Source organism: Streptomyces sp. NPDC001568, assembly GCF_042893755.1.
Classification (GTDB): Bacteria; Actinomycetota; Actinomycetes; order Streptomycetales; family Streptomycetaceae; genus Streptomyces.
In genome coordinates this window covers 178534-194801 of sequence record NZ_JBIAVF010000014.1, presented here as the reverse complement: position 1 = coordinate 194801, position 16268 = coordinate 178534, and the positions used below count along the sequence as shown (strand labels likewise).

Below are 16268 nucleotides of genomic sequence, written 5' to 3'. Positions count from 1 at the left end.
CCTTTACATGGGGGTTCACAACCGCACAACCGACATACAGTAGGTTACGGAATGACAACAACGGGTCGCTGTGCCCGCTTCGCCAACCGCCCCGCGACGGAACCGAAGATCCGGCCCACGATCCCGTGCGTCGAGCCGACCACGATGGCGTCCGCCGAGTACTCCCGGCCGACCTCCTCCAGTTCGTGGCAGATGTCCCCGCCCCGCTCGACCAGGATCCACGGCACCTCGGCCAGATAGTCCGCGCAGGCCAATTCCAGCCCCAGCACCTCGGTGCGGTGGTCGGGAACGTCCACGAAGACGGGCGGCTCGCAGCCGGCCCACACCGTGGTCGGCAGCCGGTTGGCCACGTGCACGATGATCAGACCGGAACCGGAACGCCGGGCCATCCCGATGGCGTACGCGAGGGCCCGCTCACTGGACGTGGAGCCGTCGAAGCCCACCACCACCCCGTGCCGGAAGGCAGGGTCGCAGGGGTGGCGCGTCTGTTCCACCGCGCGCAGGTCGGCCGAACCGGAGTCGGCGAGAGGTTTGCGCTTGCGGTCCGCGGGTTCGGAGAATTCGTGACCGGCCATGGATGTCTCGGCGAAGGATCCTCGGGGGAAGCGACAGGGACGATTTCGGCGACGCAGTGTGACGGGGCTCTGTCCGGGAAGCATCTTCCCAAGCCCTTACCCACCAGGGTACGGCGACACTCCTGTCCTGCACAGGGCATGCCGCCCTTGGAGAGCGTCCCAGGGAGCATGCCGGAGGTCCGGCGCCTTGGCAATGTCCGCTGTCCCCTACAGGCAGTGACGAAGGACCAGTCTGTCACCCCCGCACGCAGTGACCGAGCGCTGTCACGGGCGTTGGACAGGCGTCCGACCGTCCAGGAAGAGCCCGCAGGGAGTACGCCGTGCCCGGCCATCCGGTTCACCCCGTCCAGCCCGCTCAGCCGACGCAGTCCACCCCGCCCACCCCTCCGTCCCCCTCCTCCGCGCATCCCCTGCTTCACCCGTCCGTGCCATCCGGCAGGGCGTCCCATGATGACGACCCGGCCGGTGACGTGGTGCGCTGGGCCGCCTTCAGCTGCCTGCTCGTCCCCGTCGTCCTCGTCGTCTACGGCACCTCCTACGGCGGGGCCGCCGTCGCGACCCTGGGGCTGGCCGCCGTCACCGCCGCCTGCCGCGTGCTGCTGCGGTACTCCGAGAAGGCCGAACGGGCCGCCGCCAGGGTGCTCGCGGAGGAGTCGCTCGGGTCGGGGCACCGTGGCCGGCACTCTCGTACGGGGGGCGGCTCGCACCGCGGTTGCCACGGTTCCGGACCGCTGTCCCCTCACGACTGACCGGTTCGCACGTACACACCCGGTTGTTTTCAGCCAACTTCCCGATCGGGTGCCCCCCTTGCCGGAATGTCCCCCCAACCCCCCTACCACCAGCGACTACAGAGCCCCGGGGGCGTCGTGACCCTACGGGTACTGGCCATGGCCGGACGGGGCGCTTCCCACCCGGGTAGCGGAGTGGAACGCTTCCTGATCGAATGCTTTTCGCCAAGTTGCCAAGTCGACATAGCGCTGCGTGCTGAACTTGTCACGCCGACACCACGGGACGCAGTAGATTCGATCATGTATTTACGGCGGGGGATCCACGTGCAAGGCCGAGGGGAAACGTGCAGGTGCGACCAGACCAAGGAGTCGCGACACCCAAGGGGGGCTTAGCGCCATGAGCCAGGATTCCACCGCCGTCGTCGCGGACGCGGGCCGGAAACTCGCGGGGCGTCGCCGCAGGGAGATCGTCGCGGTGCTGCTGTTCAGCGGCGGGCCGATCTTCGAGAGTTCCATTCCACTTTCCGTGTTCGGCATCGACCGGCAGGACGCGGGAGTTCCACGCTATCGATTGCTCGTGTGCGCCGGGGAGGACGGTCCGCTGCGGACCACCGGCGGACTCGAACTGACCGCGCCGTACGGGTTGGAGGCGATCGCCCGGGCAGGCACGGTCGTCGTGCCGGCCTGGCGCTCCATCACCTCACCGCCGCCGCCGGAGGCGCTCGACGCACTGCGTCTGGCGCACGAGGAGGGGGCCCGGATCGTCGGTCTGTGCACGGGAGCCTTCGTGCTCGCCGCCGCCGGACTGCTGGACGGCCGGCCCGCGACGACGCACTGGATGTACGCGCCGACGCTGGCCAAGCGCTACCCGTCCGTCCACGTCGATCCGCGCGAGCTGTTCGTCGACGACGGCGACGTGCTCACGTCCGCGGGCACCGCGGCCGGAATCGACCTGTGCCTGCACATCGTGCGCACCGACCACGGCAGCGAGGCGGCCGGGGCCCTGGCCCGCAGGCTCGTCGTCCCGCCGCGGCGCACGGGTGGCCAGGAACGCTACCTCGACCGGTCGCTGCCCGAGGAGATCGGCGCCGACCCGCTGGCCGAGGTCGTCGCCTGGGCGCTGGAACACCTCCACGAGCAGTTCGACGTGGAGACGCTGGCCGCCCGCGCCTACATGAGCAGGCGCACCTTCGACCGGCGGTTCCGTTCGCTCACCGGCAGCGCGCCGCTCCAGTGGCTGATCACCCAGCGGGTGCTCCAGGCACAGCGGCTGCTGGAGACCTCCGACTACTCGGTCGACGAGGTCGCCGGGCGCTGCGGGTTCCGTTCGCCCGTCGCGCTGCGCGGTCACTTCCGGCGGCAGCTGGGGTCCTCCCCGGCCGCCTACCGCTCGGCCTACCGGGCACGCCGCCCGCAGGTCGACGTGACCCCGGTGACGCAGCTCTCCGACGTACCGGTGCCGCACCAGCGCACCGCGCAGCCCCAGCGGGCGGCGGCGGCCCTGGCCGCTTCCGGTCCGAGCGTGACGGAGCTGTACGCACCCGGCCGGGTGCTGCGCGAGCACGCGTAGCGTCTCCGGGAACCGTGCCCCAGCTCATGACGAAGGTCCCCCGCACCGGCCGAGCACCGATGTGGGGGACCTTCGGCATAAGGTGGGGCGCATGAACGATCGCATGGTGTGGATCGACTGCGAGATGACCGGGCTCTCGTTGACGGACGACGCACTTATCGAGGTGGCCGCACTGGTCACCGACTCGGAGCTCAACGTGCTCGGCGAAGGCGTGGACATCGTGATCCGCCCGCCGGACGCGGCCCTGGAAACCATGCCGGACGTGGTGCGCGAGATGCACACCTCCTCCGGGCTGCTCGACGAGCTGGCCGCCGGCACCACCCTCGCCGACGCCGAGGCCCAGGTCCTGGCGTACGTACGGGAACACGTGAAGGAGCCCCGCAAGGCGCCCCTGTGCGGCAACTCCGTCGGCACCGACCGCGGGTTCCTGCTGCGCGACATGGGAGCGCTGGAGAGCTACCTGCACTACCGGATCGTGGACGTGTCCTCGGTCAAGGAGTTGGCGCGCCGCTGGTACCCGCGGGCCTACTTCAACAGCCCGCCGAAGAACGGCAACCACCGGGCGCTCGCGGACATCAAGGAGTCCATCGCCGAGCTGCGGTACTACCGCGAGGCGGTCTTCGTGCCGCAGCCCGGGCCGGACTCGGACACGGCGAAGAGCATCGCCGCCAAGCACGTCGTGCCGGGCGCGTAGTACCTCCGGAGACGGGCGCGGGGAAAGGGGGGAGCGAGCACCCTCCCGGACCCTGTACCCTTTTCTTCGGCCGGTCGTTCTGCGACCGGACATGGTGGGTGTAGCTCAGTTGGTAGAGCACCTGGTTGTGGTCCAGGTGGCCGCGGGTTCAAGTCCCGTCACTCACCCTGCGGGAAGGCCCCGGTTCGCGGAAGCGGACCGGGGCCTTCTGCATGTCCGGCCGCTCGCGCGTTCGGCCCCCTCGCGTGTCCGTCGGCTGCCCGTCCGACCGCTTCCCCCGCCGGGGCGCTACGAGGACTCCCGGACCACCAGCTCGGTCGGCAGGACCACCGCCCGCTCCCCCGGCTCCTCGCCCGCGCCGTCCCGCAGGCCCGCTATGCGTTCCAGCAGCACCCGGGCCATCGTCCGGCCCATCTCCTCGATCGGCTGGCGGACGCTGGTCAGCGGCGGGTCCATGTGGCGGGCCACCACCGAATCGTCGAAGCCGACCAGCGCGACGTCTCCCGGGACCCGGCGGCCGGCCGCGCGGAGCTCGCGCAGGGCGCCCGCCGCCATCACGTCCGAGGCGGCGAAGACGGCGTCCAGGGTCGGGCGCCGCTCCAGCAGCTCGCGCATGGCCCGGCGGCCACCGTCCTCGGTGAAGTCCCCGACCGCGATCAGCGGCTCGTCGACGGGGTGCCCGGCGGCGGCCAGGGCCTGCCGGTAGCCGTCGAGGCGGCACTGGGCCCCGTACACGTCGAGCGGGCCCGTGATGGTGGCGATCGTGCGGCGGCCCCGGCCGAGGAGGTGGCGCACCGCGCCGGCGGCGCCCGCCAGGTTGTCGGAGTCCACGCTCGGCAGGGCCTCGGCGGCCGACCGGCGGCCGCTGATCACCGCCGGGATGCCCAGCTCGGCCAGCAGCTCCGGCAACGGGTCCCCGGCGTGCACCGAGGCCAGCAGCACCCCGTCGACCCGGTGCCCCGACAGGTACTGGGCCAGCCGGCGGCGCTCGCGGTCGCTGCCCGCGAGGGTGAGCACCAGCTGTACGTCGGTCTCGGCGAGGGTGGCCCCGACGCCGCGCACCACCTCGGAGAAGTAGGGCTCCGAGAAGAAGCGGGCCTCCGGCTCGGGGATCACCAGGGCGATGGCGTCGGTGCGGTTGGCGGCGAGCGCGCGGGCGGCCCGGTTCGGCACGTACCCCAGCTCGGCGACGGCGGCCTCGACGACCTCCCGCGTACGGTCGCTCACCTTGGACGATCCGTTGATCACCCGGGAGACGGTGCCCCGCCCGACCCCGGCCCGGACCGCGACCTCCTCCAAGGTCGGCCGTCCTCCACTGCGCCCGTGCCCGTTCATGGCTTCCTCCCGGTTGTGAATCTACCTCTTGACGACTGTGGGAGCGCTCCCACACTGTGTCACACGACACCCGGCACGTTCCGTCCTTCAGGGAGGACCCAGATGCGAGCCCGAAGAAATCTCGTCACCGCGGCCGGCGTGGTCGCCGCGACCGCCCTGCTGCTCGCCGGCTGCGCGCAGGACCCGGACGACGGCCCGAAAGCAGGCTCCCCGTCGGGCGGCTCGGGGCAAACGACCCTGACGGTCGGTGTCTTCGGCGCCTTCGGCCTCCAGGAGGCCGGCCTCTACGACGAGTACATGGCCCAGAACCCGGGGATCCGGATCGAGCAGACCTCCATCGAGCGGAACGAGAACTACTACCCGCAGCTCCTGACCCACCTGGGCAGCGGCAGCGGTCTCGCCGACGTCCAGGCCGTCGAGGTCAACAACATCGCGGAGATCACCGCGACCCAGGCCGGCAAGCTGCTCGACCTGGGCAAGGTGGCGGGGGTCGACAAGGCCTCGTACCTGCCGTGGAAGTGGGCGCAGGGCACGACGAAGGGCGGGGCGACCGTCGGGCTCGGCACCGACATAGGCCCGCAGGGCATCTGCTACCGCAAGGACCTCTTCGCGGCGGCCGGACTGCCCACCGACCGGGAGGCGGTCGGCGCGCTGTGGGACGGGGACTGGAACAAGTACCTGGAGACGGGCCGCGCCTACAAGGCGAAGGCCGGGGACGGCAAGGCGTTCGTCGACTCGGCGTCGGGCGTGATGGCGGCCGTCACCGCGAGCAGCGCCCAGCGGTTCTACGACGAGCGGGGAGAGGTCGTCTACAAGACCAATCCGGCGGTGCGCGGGGCCTTCGACCTCGCCGCCTCCTTCGCCGGCGACGGGCTGAGCGCCAAGCTCCAGCAGTTCACCCCGACCTGGGACCAGGGCTTCGCCAACGGCACCTTCGCCACGATCTCCTGCCCGGCCTGGATGCTCGGGTACATCCAGGACAAGGCGGGCCCGGCCGGCAAGGACAAGTGGGACGTGGCCAGGGCGCCGAAGCCCAGCAACTGGGGCGGGTCGTTCCTGGTGGTGCCGAAGGCCGGCAAGCACACCGAGGAGGCGGCGAAGCTGGCCGCCTGGCTGACGGCTCCCGCGCAGCAGGCCAAGCTGTTCGAGAAGCGCGGCAGCTTCCCGAGCGCGAGCGCCGCGTACGGGCTGCCGGCGGTGGCGGGCGCGCAGCACGCGTACTTCGGGGGCGCGCCCATCGGGGAGATCTTCGCGCGGGCGGCCGAGGGGGTGCCGGTCACGGTGATCGGTCCGAAGGACCTGGTGATCGCCCAGAACCTGGCGGACATCGGGATGCTCCAGGTCGATCAGAAGGGACGCAGCGCGCAGGAGGGCTGGGACGCCGCGGTGAAGGCCATCGACAACGCCCTGGACCGGTGAGGTCCCGGTGACGGACACGACCGCGGCTTCGGCCCCGGCCCCCGCCGCCCGCCGCGTGCGGGACGGGGAGGGCGGGGCCGGTGGCCGGGGGTCCGGGCGGGGTCAGGTGTGGCGCTCGCGCCGCTACCGGTGGGACCTGCGCTGGAGCCCGTACGCCTTCGTGGCGCCCTTCTTCCTCTTCTTCGCCGCCTTCGGGCTGTTCCCGCTGCTGTACACGGGCTGGGCGGCGCTGCACCAGGTGGAGCTGACCGACCCGGACTCGATGACGTGGGTGGGGTTGCGGAACTTCACCCGGTTGTGGGACGACGCCTTCTTCTGGAACGCCCTGCGCAACACCGTCACCATCGGACTGCTGTCGACGGTGCCGCAGTTGGCGATCGCGCTGGGGCTCGCCCACCTCCTCAACTACCGGATGCGCGGCTCGGCCTTCTTCCGGGTGGTGGTCCTCACTCCGTACGCGACCTCCGTGGCCGCGGCCACCCTCGTGTTCGTGCTGCTCTTCGGCCGGGACTACGGGATGGTCAACTGGGTCCTCTCGAGCGTCGGGCTCGGCGCGGTCGACTGGCAGAACGGTCCGCTCGCCTCCCAGTTGGCGGTCTCCGCGATCGTGGTGTGGCGGTGGACCGGCTACAACGCGCTGATCTACCTGGCGGCGATGCAGGCCGTCCCCGGGGAGCTGTACGAGTCGGCCGCCCTGGACGGGGCCTCGCGGTGGCAGCAGTTCATCCACGTGACGGTGCCCTCGCTGCGGCCGACGATCTTCTTCACCTGTGTGGTCTCCACGATCGGGGCGACCCAACTGTTCGGCGAGCCGCTGCTGTTCAACGCGGGGGCGGGCGCGACGGGCGGCTCGGACCACCAGTTCCAGACGCTGGGGCTGTACCTGTACGAGCAGGGGTGGGTGAACCTGCACCTGGGGCGGGCCTCGGCGATCGCCTGGGCGATGTTCCTGATGCTGCTGCTGGTCGCGGGGGCCGCCCGGCTCCTGCGGGGACGGGGGGCGAAGCGATGAGATCACTGCGCGCGGGTCGACTGACGTACGCCGTGCTCGCCCTGTTCACGGCCGGGTCGCTGTTCCCGCTGGTGTGGACGGCGATCGCGGCCTCGCGGAGCAGTACGCGACTGGCGCAGACCCCGCCGCCGTTCTGGTTCGGCGGGAACCTGGGCCGCAACCTGCGGGTCGCCTGGACCGACGCCAACATGGGCGCCGCCCTGCTGAACACGCTCGTCGTCGCCGGTACGGTCGCTGCCGTGACCGTCGTGCTGTCGACCATGGCGGGGTTCGCCTTCGCCCGGCTGCGGTTCCGCGGGCACCGGGTCCTGCTGTCGCTGGTGGTCGGGACGATGCTGATCCCGCCGCAGTTGAGCGTGGTGCCGCTGTACATGCTGGTCGCCGAACTGTCCTGGACGGACCGGCTGCAGGCGGTGATCCTGCCGGCGTTGGTGTGCGCCTTCGGGGTGTTCTTCATGCGGCAGTACCTGGCGCAGGCGTTGCCGATGGAGCTGGTGGAGGCGGCCCGCACCGACGGGGCGAACTCGCTGCGGGTGGTGTGGCACGTGGTGTTCCCGGTGGCCCGGCCGGCGATGGCGGTCCTCGGGATGCTGACCTTCGTCATGACGTGGAACGACTTCTTCTGGCCGATCGTCGCGCTGACCCAGAACGGCAGCCCGACGGTGCAGGTGGCCCTGACGGGGCTGGGCCGGGGCTACGTCCCCGACCAGTCCGTGATCATGGCGGGTGCGCTGCTGGGCACGCTCCCGCTGCTGCTGGTGTTCGTCGTCTTCGGCCGCCAGATCGTGGGCGGCATCATGCAGGGAGCGGTGAAGGGATGAACGGCGTGGGGGACATGCGATTCCCGCAGGGGTTCCTCTGGGGGGCGGCCACGGCCGCCTTCCAGATCGAGGGCGCGGCCGGGCTGCGCGGGCCGTCGATCTGGGACACCTTCTGCCGTACGCCGGGCAAGGTGCACGGCGGTGACACGGGTGACGTGGCCGTCGACCACCACCGGCTGTGGCGCGAGGACGTCCGCCTGATGGCGGAACTCGGCCTGGGCGCCTACCGGTTCTCGGTGTCCTGGCCCCGCGTCCTGTCCGGAGGGATCGGCTTCTACGACGCGCTCGTGGACGAACTGCTCGCCCATGACATCGAGCCCTGCGTGACCCTGTACCACTGGGACCTGCCGCAGCACCTGGAGGAGGCGGGCGGCTGGCCGGCCCGGGAGACGGCCCACGCCTTCGCCGGGTACGCGCAGACCGTGGCCGACGCCCTCGCCGACCGGGTCGGGCTCTGGACCACGCTCAACGAGCCCTGGTGCAGCGCCTTCCTCGGCTACGCCTCCGGGGTCCACGCCCCCGGCCGCACCGATCCGGCCGATGCCCTGCGGGCCGCACACCATCTGAACCTGGCCCACGGGATGGCGGCCGCGGCCCTGCCCTCGCACGTCCGGACGGGCATCGCGCTCAACCCGAGCGCGGTGCGGCCACTGACCGGCTCGGCCGGCGACCTGGACGCCCAGCGCCGGATCGACGCCCTCGCGAACCGGATCTTCACCGGCCCCCTGCTGCACGGCGCCTACCCCCAGGACCTCCTCTCGGATACGGCGGCGCTGACGGACTGGTCCTTCGTCCGGCCCGGTGACGAGACCCTCATCCACCAGCCCCTCGGCTTCCTGGGCGTGAACTACTACACCCCGGCGGTGGTTTCGGCCTCCTCCGACGGACCCCGCGCCGACGGGCACGGTTCCACCGGCCACTCCCCTTGGCCCGCGGCGGACGGCATCGCCTTCCACCAGCCGCCGGGCGAACGCACCGACATGGACTGGTCGATCGACCCGACGGGCCTCTACGACCTGCTGATGCGGTTCAGCTCCGAGGCTCCGGGCCTGCCCCTGTTGGTCACCGAGAACGGGGCGGCGTACGCGCCGGACCTGCACGACCCCCGGCGCATCGGCTACCTGCGGGAGCACCTGTCGGCGATCCACCGGGCGATCGGCGACGGCGCGCCCGTCGGCGGGTACTTCCTGTGGTCGCTGATGGACAACTTCGAATGGTCCTACGGCTACAGCAAGCGGTTCGGCATCGTCCACGTCGACTACGAGACCCAGACCCGCACGCCCCGCTCCAGCGCCCGCTGGTACGCCCGCCTGGCCCGCACGGGCACCCTCTGACCTCCGGCGCCCGGGCCCGCCCCACCCCCGGCCGCCCACCCGGCGCCCCTACGGCCGGCGGAAGTCGGAGGCGTTCTCCTGGGCCCAGGTTGCGAAGGAGCGCGCCGGGTGGCCGGTGAACCGCTCGACGGTGTCGGTGGTGGAGGTCGGGACGCCATCGGCGGCAGCCCAGTAGCCGAGGAGGGCATCGGCGTAGGGGGCGGGCAGGTACTCCGCCACGTCGGCCTTCCACTGCCCGGGGGTGACCTCTTCGTAGGGCAGGGTCCGGCCGAGGGCGGAGCCGAGTATCTCGAGCTGGGTCGCGAAGGTCAGGGACTGCGGCCCGGTCAGGGTGTGGGCCCCGCCGCCGCGAGCGGGGTCGGTGAGCAGGGTGAGGGCCGTCTCGGCGATGTCGGCCTCATGGATCGGGGCGGAGTGCGCTCCCGGGTGGGGCAGCCGGACGGGCCGGCCGGAGGAGAGGGCCGAGGACCAACCGCGGGCGTTCCCCGCGAAGGCGCCGGGCCGCAACAGGGTGGTGTGCAGCGAGGAGGCCAACAGGGCTTCCTCGACGGCGAGGTGGGAGGCTGCGAGGGGGTTCACGGTGGCGTCCTCCGTGATCACCGCGGAGGAGGACAGGAGCACCACGTGCTCCACCCCGGCGGCGCCGGCCTCCTCGACGAACGCCTCGATCCCGGTGGCTTCGGCATAGAGGAAGACGGCACGGATGCCGGCCAGCGCCCCGGCGAAGGTGGTGGGATCCGCGAGGTCGCAGCGCACCGCCTCGGGCGTATCCGGCGCGCGCGAGGCGAGGCGGTAGGGGAGGCCGCGACCGGCGAGGAAGGTGGTGAGGGAACGGGCGACGGCGCCGCGGCCGCCGGTGACGAGGATCGACATGACGATCTCCTGCTCTGCTCGTGAGTCTGCCGGATGTGATGTCAGTGATGCGTGTGGTGCTGATGCCTGTGGTGCTGACGCGTGTGGTGGATGGGTCCAGTTGATGACTGTGCCCTAAGCTGATTACGTGGCACAGATTCTGCGCGATACATTCTCTGCGCCACGCAATTAAATTTCAGGCATGGAGAGGTCGATGTCAACCGATTCCCCCCGTTCGGGTGAGTGGAGCCGCGCCGAGCTGCTCGCGCGCATCGTCACGGAGAGCCAGCGGCACTACGCCGACTACTCGCTCTTCAGCCAGGCCATGGCCGACCACGTCGGCCTGCACCCCACCGACCTCCAGTGCGTCGGCCTCCTGGACCTGGAGCCCGGTCCCGTCAGCACCGGCGACGTCGCCCGCCTCACCGGCCTGACCTCGGGGTCCGCCACCCGTCTCGTCGACCGGCTCGTCAAGGCGGGCATCGTCGAGCGGCGGGCCGATCCGCACGACCGGCGCCGCTCCCTCGTCGTCCTCTCCCCCGCCGCCCGCGACCGGATCCACCAGGCCTGGGACACCCCCGGCCGGGCGTTCGGCGCCGTACTGGACCGCTACTCCGACGCCGAACTCGAGCTCATCGCCGACTACCTCCACCGCGCCGCCGAGGTCGGCCGGGCCCAAGCCCAACGACTGAACTCCGACGACCCGACCTGACCACCCCTCGCCCGGGGGCTACCGAAGCCCCCGGTCCGCGGCTACCGTCCCGGCCAACGGGCAACGACGCGCGCCGGAGACACGGGAGGGTCGGCGTGCGGCTGGAGGTTGCCCGCCCATGCCCGACGCCCTTCCCGACGCCGCCGCCGCCGACACCGTCTCCGGCACCGCGCCCGCCCCCGCCCCGGCGCCCAGCCCCAGCGGCTTCCGCGGGGTGTTCGCACTGGGCGGACCCGCCCTGCCCGTGTTCGCGTTCCTCGCCCGGCTCCCCGCCGCGCTCTGCCCCATCGGAACGCTCCTGCTCATCAACCAGCGGGACGGAATCGGCGACGCCGGCGCCGTCGCGGCGGCGCTCTGGCTGGGCCAGGCGCTCGGCGGCCCGGTCATCGGCCGGCTCGCCGACCGGCGCGGTCACCGCCCGGTCCTGCTCACCGCCTGCCTGGCGAACGCGACCGTCCTGGTCGCCCTGGTCGCCTGCGTCCTCGCCGGGCTGCCCCTGACCGCCCGGATCGCGACGGCCGTGGCGGCCGGACTCACCGTCCCCCAAGTAGGGCCGCTGGCGCGGGCCCGCTGGTCCCGGCTGGCCAGGAACGACAAAACCCTGCTCGACTCGGCGCTGTCCTTCGACACCACCCTCGACGAGGTCGGCTTCATGGTCGGGCCGGCACTGGCCGGGATCCTCGCGATGACCGTCCACCCCGCCTCGGCCCTCGTCCTCGCGGCCGTAGTGATCCTGGTGTTCGGCACCCTGTTCGCCGTCCACCCGACGGCCCCCGGACCGCTCGCGCCGGCGAACGCCACCGACACGACACGCACCCGTGCACGACTGTGGTCGCCGAGCCTGGTCCTGCTGTTCGCGATGGCCCTGCTCCAGGGCGCGGCGTGGAGCGGCGCCAACACGGGCGTCAACGCGCTCGCCGAGTCGCTGGACGAACCCGGTACGGCCGGGCTGGTGTGGGCGGCCATGGCCGTGACCAGCTCCGTCGCCGGGTTCGTGACCGTGGCTCGGCCGGGCGCGGCGGACCTGACGGTGCGGCTGCGCTGGACGATCGGCGTCCAGGCGGCGCTGTCGCTGCCGCTCCTCGCGGTGTCCGGAACGGTCGGCGCCGCCTTCGCGGTCGCCGGCATCGGGTTGGCCGTCGCCCCGCACCTCATCGCCCTGTTCGGGCTGGTGGAACGGACCGGCCCGGCGGACCGGATGGGCGAGGCGATGACGGTGGTGGGCAGCGGTCTGATCCTGGGACAGGCCCTGGCCGCCGCCGTCGCCGGTCCGCTGGCCTCGGCGTACGGGTACCGGGCCGCGTTCGTCGTCTCCGTCGCGGCAGCGGCCGGCTCGGCGGCGCTGGCCCTGGCCGCGGCCCGCCCGGCACTGTTCCGCCGCGGCCCGGGGTGATCCGTACGGGACGCAGCCACGCAGGACCTCCGTACAGGCTCCGTACAGGACCCGCCGTGCACGGTCCGGGGGCCCGGGTGCATCCGCGCCCTCGGACGGGGCGTCAGCGCGGGAGGTCGGTGTCGAGCGGGGGGCCGTGGAACGGGCGGTAGGGGGTCGGTTCCTGCGGGAGGAACCAGTGGAAGCCCTCGTCCAGGAAGACGGCCGCCGCGCTGACGGCGATGACCACGCCCAGGAAACCCAGGGCGAACGTCCCCGCGGCCCGGTGCGGGCCGGGGCGGGCGGCCGGGACGACGCGGTCCGCCGTCGCGTGGGCGAAGGCGAGGACGACGCCGATGGCGACGGCCGAAACGGTGAACAGGACCCACGCCCACACGTACAGGTGCAGGCCCAACAGGGAGCTGCCGTAGCCCTCGTTCCCCGGCAGGGCGTGCAGCAGCGTCTGTCGCCCGGCGGCGGCGGAGCCGCCGACGACGGCGACCAGGGCCATGCCCCAACCCGCCATGTAGTCCCGGCCGGTGACGGCGCCGTCGCCGAGCGCCGTACGGATGACCCAGCCCGCCCCGACCGCCGCCAGCAGCATGAACATGCGCTGCACGACGCAGAGCGGGCAGGGGATTTCGTGGAACCCGAGCTGGTGGAAGAGGCCGGCGCCGACGAAGGCCGTCCAACCGATGACGAAGGAGCACGCGAACCAGTACTGGACCCGTCCGAGCAGTCCGCCCTCCAGGGCGGTCTCCGCGGTCTCCGGGACGAGGGTGTTCATCGTGGCCACGGGTCAGTGGCTCAGCGGGAGGGCGGGACCGCCGGCCACGTGGTGCGCCATCAGCAGCACGACGGCGCCCAGCACGAGCCACCAGGCGCCGAGCACCACGGTCCGGGGCGACTCCCGGTACATGGCGATCAGGGTGGCGAGGAGGCCGCCGAAGATGAGGGTGTCCATGGGCCGGACCGTACCGACCTGCGGACTTGCCTCCCACGAGGCGCGCCCCGGGGGTACGTCGGTTGCCCCGCCGGCATCCGGCCGCCCCACCCGTCGCCCACCCGTCGCCCGCCCGCGCCCCGCGCCCGGCGACCGCCGCCCGCTGCCCGCCGCCGTCAGTCGCCCCGTCGCTTGCGCCGCGTACGTCGCCCTCCGGCGCCGCGGTCGCCGCCGCGGGCGCGGTCGTCGAGGGCGATCCAGACCCGGACCTCGGTCCCCCCGAGGACGGAGCGTCCCAGCCGGACGTCGCCGCCGGTGGATTCAGCGACCCGGCGCACGATGTCCAGGCCGAGGCCGGTCGAACCGTCGCGCCCGCCGTCGTTGCCGCGCCGCAGGGCGGCGTCCGGGTCGGCGATGCCGGGTCCGGCGTCGGAGACGAGGACGATGACGGCGTCGCCCGCGTCGTGCACGTCGACGGCGAACGGGGTGGCCTCGGGGGTGTGCCGAAAGACGTTGCCGAGCATGGCGTCGAGCGCGGCGGCGAGCTCGGGCCGTGCGACGGGGATGCGCACGACGCGGTCCACGCCGGCGAGCCGCACCTCGCGGCCCTCGTCCTCGGCGAGCGCCGACCAGAAGTCCATGCGGTCGCGGATCACCTCGGAGGCGTCGCAGCCCACTCCCGCACCGCCGGCCGCACCCGCGAACCCCTGCGAGACGGGCCGCTGTTCACGGGCGGTACGGATGATCGTGTCGACCTCCCGCTCCAGCTGTTCCACGGCGGCCCGGGTGTGTTCGGCGGCCGGACCGTCGCCGAGGGAGGCCGCGTTGAGCCGCAGCACGGTCAGGGGCGTGCGCAGCCGGTGGGAGAGGTCGGCGGCGAGTTCCCGTTCGTTGGCGAGGAGTTCGACGACCTGATCGGCCATCGAGTTGAACGCGACGGCCGCCGAGCGGAGTTCCTTGGGCCCGTCCTCGGGCACCCGGGCTCCGAGCCGGCCCTCACCGAGCTGGTGGGCGGCGTCCGCGAGCCGTTCGGCGGGGCGTACGAGGCGGGCGCCGAGCCGGTCGGCGACGGCGACGGAGCCGATGATCAGGGCGAGTCCGACGCCGGCGAGGACCAGCCAGGCGGTGGTGACGCCGTTGCTGACCTCGTTCTCCGGCACCAGGATCTCGATGACCGCGATGTCCCCGGAGCCGAGGGCGGTGGGCTGGAGCACGACGGAGTCGCCGCCGGCGACGTGGGTGGTCATCGCCCGTCCGAGGCTGCGCACCTCGCCGACGACGTTCGCGCCCGCCCAGCCGTCGCCGATGTCGACGGGCCCGGCCGCGCCGATGGCCGGTACGTGGACGGCCATCCGTCCGGCGGCGCCCATCTGCGTCGACTCGACGGCCTTGCGCAGTTGCACCGGGTCGGTGGTGATGGACAGGGTCGGCCCCATGGTGGCCGCCTGCCGTTCCGCGTTGGAGATGGCCCGGTCGCTGGCCATCTCCTGGACGACCATGCCGAGCGGGACGGCGAAGGCCACGACCACCATCACCGTGACGGCGAGGCACACCTTGACCAGGGCCCACCTCACGCCGGCGGCTCCAGTTTGACGCCGACGCCCCGCAGCGTGTGGAGGTAGCGGGGGCGGGCCGCGGTCTCGCCGAGCTTGCGGCGCAGCCAGGACAGGTGCACGTCGATGGTCTGGTCGTCGCCGTACGACTGCTGCCACACCTCGGCGAGCAGTTCGCGGCGGGCCACGACCACCCCGGGCCGGCCGGCGAGGAAGGCGAGCAGGTCGAACTCGCGGCGGGTGAGGTCGAGGACGGCCCCGTCGAGTTCCGCCTGGCGGCGCAGCGGGTCGATGGCGAGTCCGCCGACGCGCAGCACCCGCGAGGGGGGTTCGGCGCCGGCGGCGCGGGCGCGGCGCAGGACGGCGGCCATCCGGGCGGAGAGGTGCTCGACGGAGAAGGGCTTGGTGAGGTAGTCGTCGGCGCCGTCGTTGAGGAGCCGGACGATCTCGGCCTCGTCGTCGCGCGCGGTGGCGATGATGACGGGGACGTCGGTGATGCCGCGGAGCATCTTGAGCGCTTCCGCGCCGTCGAGGTCGGGCAGGCCGAGGTCGAGTATCACCACGTCGAAGCGGTGGTGGGCGACTTCGCGCAGCGCCTCCAGGGCGGTTCCGACGCTCCGCACGGTGTGGGAGGCCTCGGTCAGGTGCCGGATCAGGGCGGAACGTACGAACTGGTCGTCCTCGACCACGAGCACACTAGCCATGGCCGCACGGTAGTCCATTCGGGGGACGCCAGGAGGCGCCGGGCCACCTCTGGGGCGGGTGGTGCAGTATGTCCCCGATGCGTCGAGGACTTGTACATGCCATGGCCTGGATCCTGGCGACCGCCGCGGCCGTGACCCTGTCGTGGTGGGGCGTGCGCACCGTCATGTCCGGGACCGCCTACGATCCGCCGCTGGCCGTGCCCCTGACGACGACGCCGCTGTCCTCCTCGACGCACGGCTCGGAGCCGCCGCGGTCCCCGTCGCCGTCACCCTCGCCCTCCTCGTCGCCGTCGCCGTCCGTGACGCCCTCGCCCTCGGCTTCCGCCTCGGATCCGGCCCCGGCGGCGAGGCCGAAGTCGCCGCCGCCGGCCGCCGCGCCGTCCCGGGAGCCGGACGCGTCGGGTCGGGTGAAGGGGTACTCGGTGACGGGCGGCCGGGTCGTCCTCGACCTCGGGACCTCCTCGGCCGAGCTGGTGTCGGCGACTCCGGAGGCGGGGTGGCGGATGCAGGTGTGGAAGCAGGAACTGTGGATCCGGGTCACCTTCACCCGCGACGGCCGGGAGTCGTCGGTGTTCTGCACCTGGCACGACACCGCCCCGCGCGTCGAGTTCGACGAGCGCTGAGCGGCCCCGCCCACGCACACC

At 72.7% G+C, this 16268-nt stretch carries 17 protein-coding genes and 1 tRNA gene; 11 read left to right on the top strand and 7 right to left on the bottom strand.

Annotation, left to right across the window (positions count from 1 at the left end):
- Positions 1–44: 44 nt before the first annotated feature.
- Positions 45–575, bottom strand: coding sequence for a universal stress protein (locus ACFY0I_RS25990; protein ID WP_362879177.1), 531 nt, complete (start codon positions 573–575; stop codon positions 45–47).
- A 425-nt stretch (positions 576–1000) separates the two neighbouring features.
- Between ACFY0I_RS25990 and ACFY0I_RS25985 the strand changes: the two genes are divergently transcribed.
- The 4 genes from ACFY0I_RS25985 to ACFY0I_RS25970 all read left to right on the top strand — a co-directional run bounded on the left by ACFY0I_RS25985 (position 1001) and on the right by ACFY0I_RS25970 (position 3734).
- Positions 1001–1324, top strand: a complete 324-nt coding sequence (locus tag ACFY0I_RS25985; protein ID WP_388900303.1) for a hypothetical protein — start codon at positions 1001–1003, stop codon at positions 1322–1324.
- Positions 1325–1700: 376 nt separating this feature from the next.
- On the top strand, positions 1701–2873 hold the full coding sequence (locus tag ACFY0I_RS25980; RefSeq protein ID WP_362879179.1) for a helix-turn-helix domain-containing protein: 1173 nt from the start codon (positions 1701–1703) through the stop codon (positions 2871–2873).
- A 91-nt stretch (positions 2874–2964) separates the two neighbouring features.
- Positions 2965–3567 (top strand): oligoribonuclease, encoded by a 603-nt coding sequence (gene orn, locus ACFY0I_RS25975; RefSeq protein WP_362879180.1) that lies wholly within the window; start codon positions 2965–2967, stop codon positions 3565–3567.
- A 94-nt stretch (positions 3568–3661) separates the two neighbouring features.
- Positions 3662–3734 (top strand) — tRNA-His (locus tag ACFY0I_RS25970).
- A gap of 121 nt (positions 3735–3855) precedes the next feature.
- Here the strand turns inward: ACFY0I_RS25970 and ACFY0I_RS25965 are convergent.
- Complete coding sequence (locus ACFY0I_RS25965) at positions 3856–4902, bottom strand: LacI family DNA-binding transcriptional regulator (RefSeq protein ID WP_388900299.1); 1047 nt, start codon at positions 4900–4902, stop codon at positions 3856–3858.
- Between the two features lie 102 nt (positions 4903–5004).
- Here ACFY0I_RS25965 and ACFY0I_RS25960 point away from each other — a divergent pair, with 102 nt between their 5' ends.
- From ACFY0I_RS25960 to ACFY0I_RS25945, 4 genes are read left to right on the top strand one after another with little or no spacing between them, the layout of a single operon-like run.
- Complete coding sequence (locus ACFY0I_RS25960; protein ID WP_388900296.1) at positions 5005–6321, top strand: ABC transporter substrate-binding protein; 1317 nt, start codon at positions 5005–5007, stop codon at positions 6319–6321.
- Positions 6322–6376: 55 nt separating this feature from the next.
- The gene (locus ACFY0I_RS25955) at positions 6377–7333 is read left to right on the top strand and encodes a carbohydrate ABC transporter permease (protein ID WP_388900432.1); all 957 of its coding nucleotides are present in this window, start codon (positions 6377–6379) and stop codon (positions 7331–7333) included.
- On the top strand, positions 7330–8154 hold the full coding sequence (locus ACFY0I_RS25950) for a carbohydrate ABC transporter permease (protein ID WP_388900293.1): 825 nt from the start codon (positions 7330–7332) through the stop codon (positions 8152–8154). The genes ACFY0I_RS25955 and ACFY0I_RS25950 overlap by 4 nt, the downstream gene beginning before the upstream one ends.
- Positions 8151–9488, top strand: coding sequence for a GH1 family beta-glucosidase (locus ACFY0I_RS25945; protein WP_388900291.1), 1338 nt, complete (start codon positions 8151–8153; stop codon positions 9486–9488). The genes ACFY0I_RS25950 and ACFY0I_RS25945 overlap by 4 nt, the downstream gene beginning before the upstream one ends.
- A 48-nt stretch (positions 9489–9536) precedes the next feature.
- Here ACFY0I_RS25945 and ACFY0I_RS25940 read toward each other — a convergent pair whose 3' ends face one another.
- The gene (locus tag ACFY0I_RS25940; RefSeq protein WP_388900288.1) at positions 9537–10361 is read right to left on the bottom strand and encodes an SDR family oxidoreductase; all 825 of its coding nucleotides are present in this window, start codon (positions 10359–10361) and stop codon (positions 9537–9539) included.
- Positions 10362–10554: 193 nt separating this feature from the next.
- Here ACFY0I_RS25940 and ACFY0I_RS25935 point away from each other — a divergent pair, with 193 nt between their 5' ends.
- Entirely contained in the window at positions 10555–11052 is a 498-nt protein-coding gene (locus ACFY0I_RS25935; protein WP_388900285.1) for a MarR family winged helix-turn-helix transcriptional regulator, read from the top strand.
- A 118-nt stretch (positions 11053–11170) separates the two neighbouring features.
- Positions 11171–12445, top strand: a complete 1275-nt coding sequence (locus tag ACFY0I_RS25930) for an MFS transporter (protein ID WP_388900282.1) — start codon at positions 11171–11173, stop codon at positions 12443–12445.
- A gap of 103 nt (positions 12446–12548) precedes the next feature.
- On the opposite strand, the gene ACFY0I_RS25925 is transcribed toward ACFY0I_RS25930, so the two are convergent.
- The 4 genes from ACFY0I_RS25925 to ACFY0I_RS25910 all read right to left on the bottom strand — a co-directional run bounded on the left by ACFY0I_RS25925 (position 12549) and on the right by ACFY0I_RS25910 (position 15624).
- Positions 12549–13211, bottom strand: coding sequence for a disulfide bond formation protein B (locus ACFY0I_RS25925; protein WP_388900430.1), 663 nt, complete (start codon positions 13209–13211; stop codon positions 12549–12551).
- A 12-nt stretch (positions 13212–13223) separates the two neighbouring features.
- Positions 13224–13388, bottom strand: a complete 165-nt coding sequence (locus ACFY0I_RS25920; protein WP_388900279.1) for a DUF5993 family protein — start codon at positions 13386–13388, stop codon at positions 13224–13226.
- Between the two features lie 155 nt (positions 13389–13543).
- On the bottom strand, positions 13544–14941 hold the full coding sequence (locus ACFY0I_RS25915; RefSeq protein WP_388900276.1) for a sensor histidine kinase: 1398 nt from the start codon (positions 14939–14941) through the stop codon (positions 13544–13546).
- Positions 14938–15624 (bottom strand): response regulator transcription factor, encoded by a 687-nt coding sequence (locus ACFY0I_RS25910; RefSeq protein WP_383993023.1) that lies wholly within the window; start codon positions 15622–15624, stop codon positions 14938–14940. The genes ACFY0I_RS25915 and ACFY0I_RS25910 overlap by 4 nt, the downstream gene beginning before the upstream one ends.
- A 77-nt stretch (positions 15625–15701) precedes the next feature.
- Between ACFY0I_RS25910 and ACFY0I_RS25905 the strand changes: the two genes are divergently transcribed.
- Complete coding sequence (locus ACFY0I_RS25905) at positions 15702–16247, top strand: hypothetical protein (RefSeq protein WP_388900273.1); 546 nt, start codon at positions 15702–15704, stop codon at positions 16245–16247.
- Positions 16248–16268 lie beyond the last annotated feature (21 nt).

What these genes read in the sequence shown, in the direction of transcription:
- ACFY0I_RS25965 (WP_388900299.1), bottom strand. Translation starts at nt 4,902, where the DNA reads ATGAACGGGCACGGGCGCAGTGGAGGACGGCCGACCTTGGAGGAGGTC.
- ACFY0I_RS25990 (WP_362879177.1), bottom strand. Translation starts at nt 575, where the DNA reads ATGGCCGGTCACGAATTCTCCGAACCCGCGGACCGCAAGCGCAAACCT.
- ACFY0I_RS25950 (WP_388900293.1), top strand. Translation starts at nt 7,330, where the DNA reads ATGAGATCACTGCGCGCGGGTCGACTGACGTACGCCGTGCTCGCCCTG.
- ACFY0I_RS25935 (WP_388900285.1), top strand. Translation starts at nt 10,555, where the DNA reads ATGTCAACCGATTCCCCCCGTTCGGGTGAGTGGAGCCGCGCCGAGCTG.
- ACFY0I_RS25920 (WP_388900279.1), bottom strand. Translation starts at nt 13,388, where the DNA reads ATGGACACCCTCATCTTCGGCGGCCTCCTCGCCACCCTGATCGCCATG.
- ACFY0I_RS25960 (WP_388900296.1), top strand. Translation starts at nt 5,005, where the DNA reads ATGCGAGCCCGAAGAAATCTCGTCACCGCGGCCGGCGTGGTCGCCGCG.
- ACFY0I_RS25945 (WP_388900291.1), top strand. Translation starts at nt 8,151, where the DNA reads ATGAACGGCGTGGGGGACATGCGATTCCCGCAGGGGTTCCTCTGGGGG.
- ACFY0I_RS25905 (WP_388900273.1), top strand. Translation starts at nt 15,702, where the DNA reads ATGCGTCGAGGACTTGTACATGCCATGGCCTGGATCCTGGCGACCGCC.
- orn (WP_362879180.1), top strand. Translation starts at nt 2,965, where the DNA reads ATGAACGATCGCATGGTGTGGATCGACTGCGAGATGACCGGGCTCTCG.
- ACFY0I_RS25910 (WP_383993023.1), bottom strand. Translation starts at nt 15,624, where the DNA reads ATGGCTAGTGTGCTCGTGGTCGAGGACGACCAGTTCGTACGTTCCGCC.
- ACFY0I_RS25980 (WP_362879179.1), top strand. Translation starts at nt 1,701, where the DNA reads ATGAGCCAGGATTCCACCGCCGTCGTCGCGGACGCGGGCCGGAAACTC.
- ACFY0I_RS25925 (WP_388900430.1), bottom strand. Translation starts at nt 13,211, where the DNA reads ATGAACACCCTCGTCCCGGAGACCGCGGAGACCGCCCTGGAGGGCGGA.
- ACFY0I_RS25940 (WP_388900288.1), bottom strand. Translation starts at nt 10,361, where the DNA reads ATGTCGATCCTCGTCACCGGCGGCCGCGGCGCCGTCGCCCGTTCCCTC.
- ACFY0I_RS25930 (WP_388900282.1), top strand. Translation starts at nt 11,171, where the DNA reads ATGCCCGACGCCCTTCCCGACGCCGCCGCCGCCGACACCGTCTCCGGC.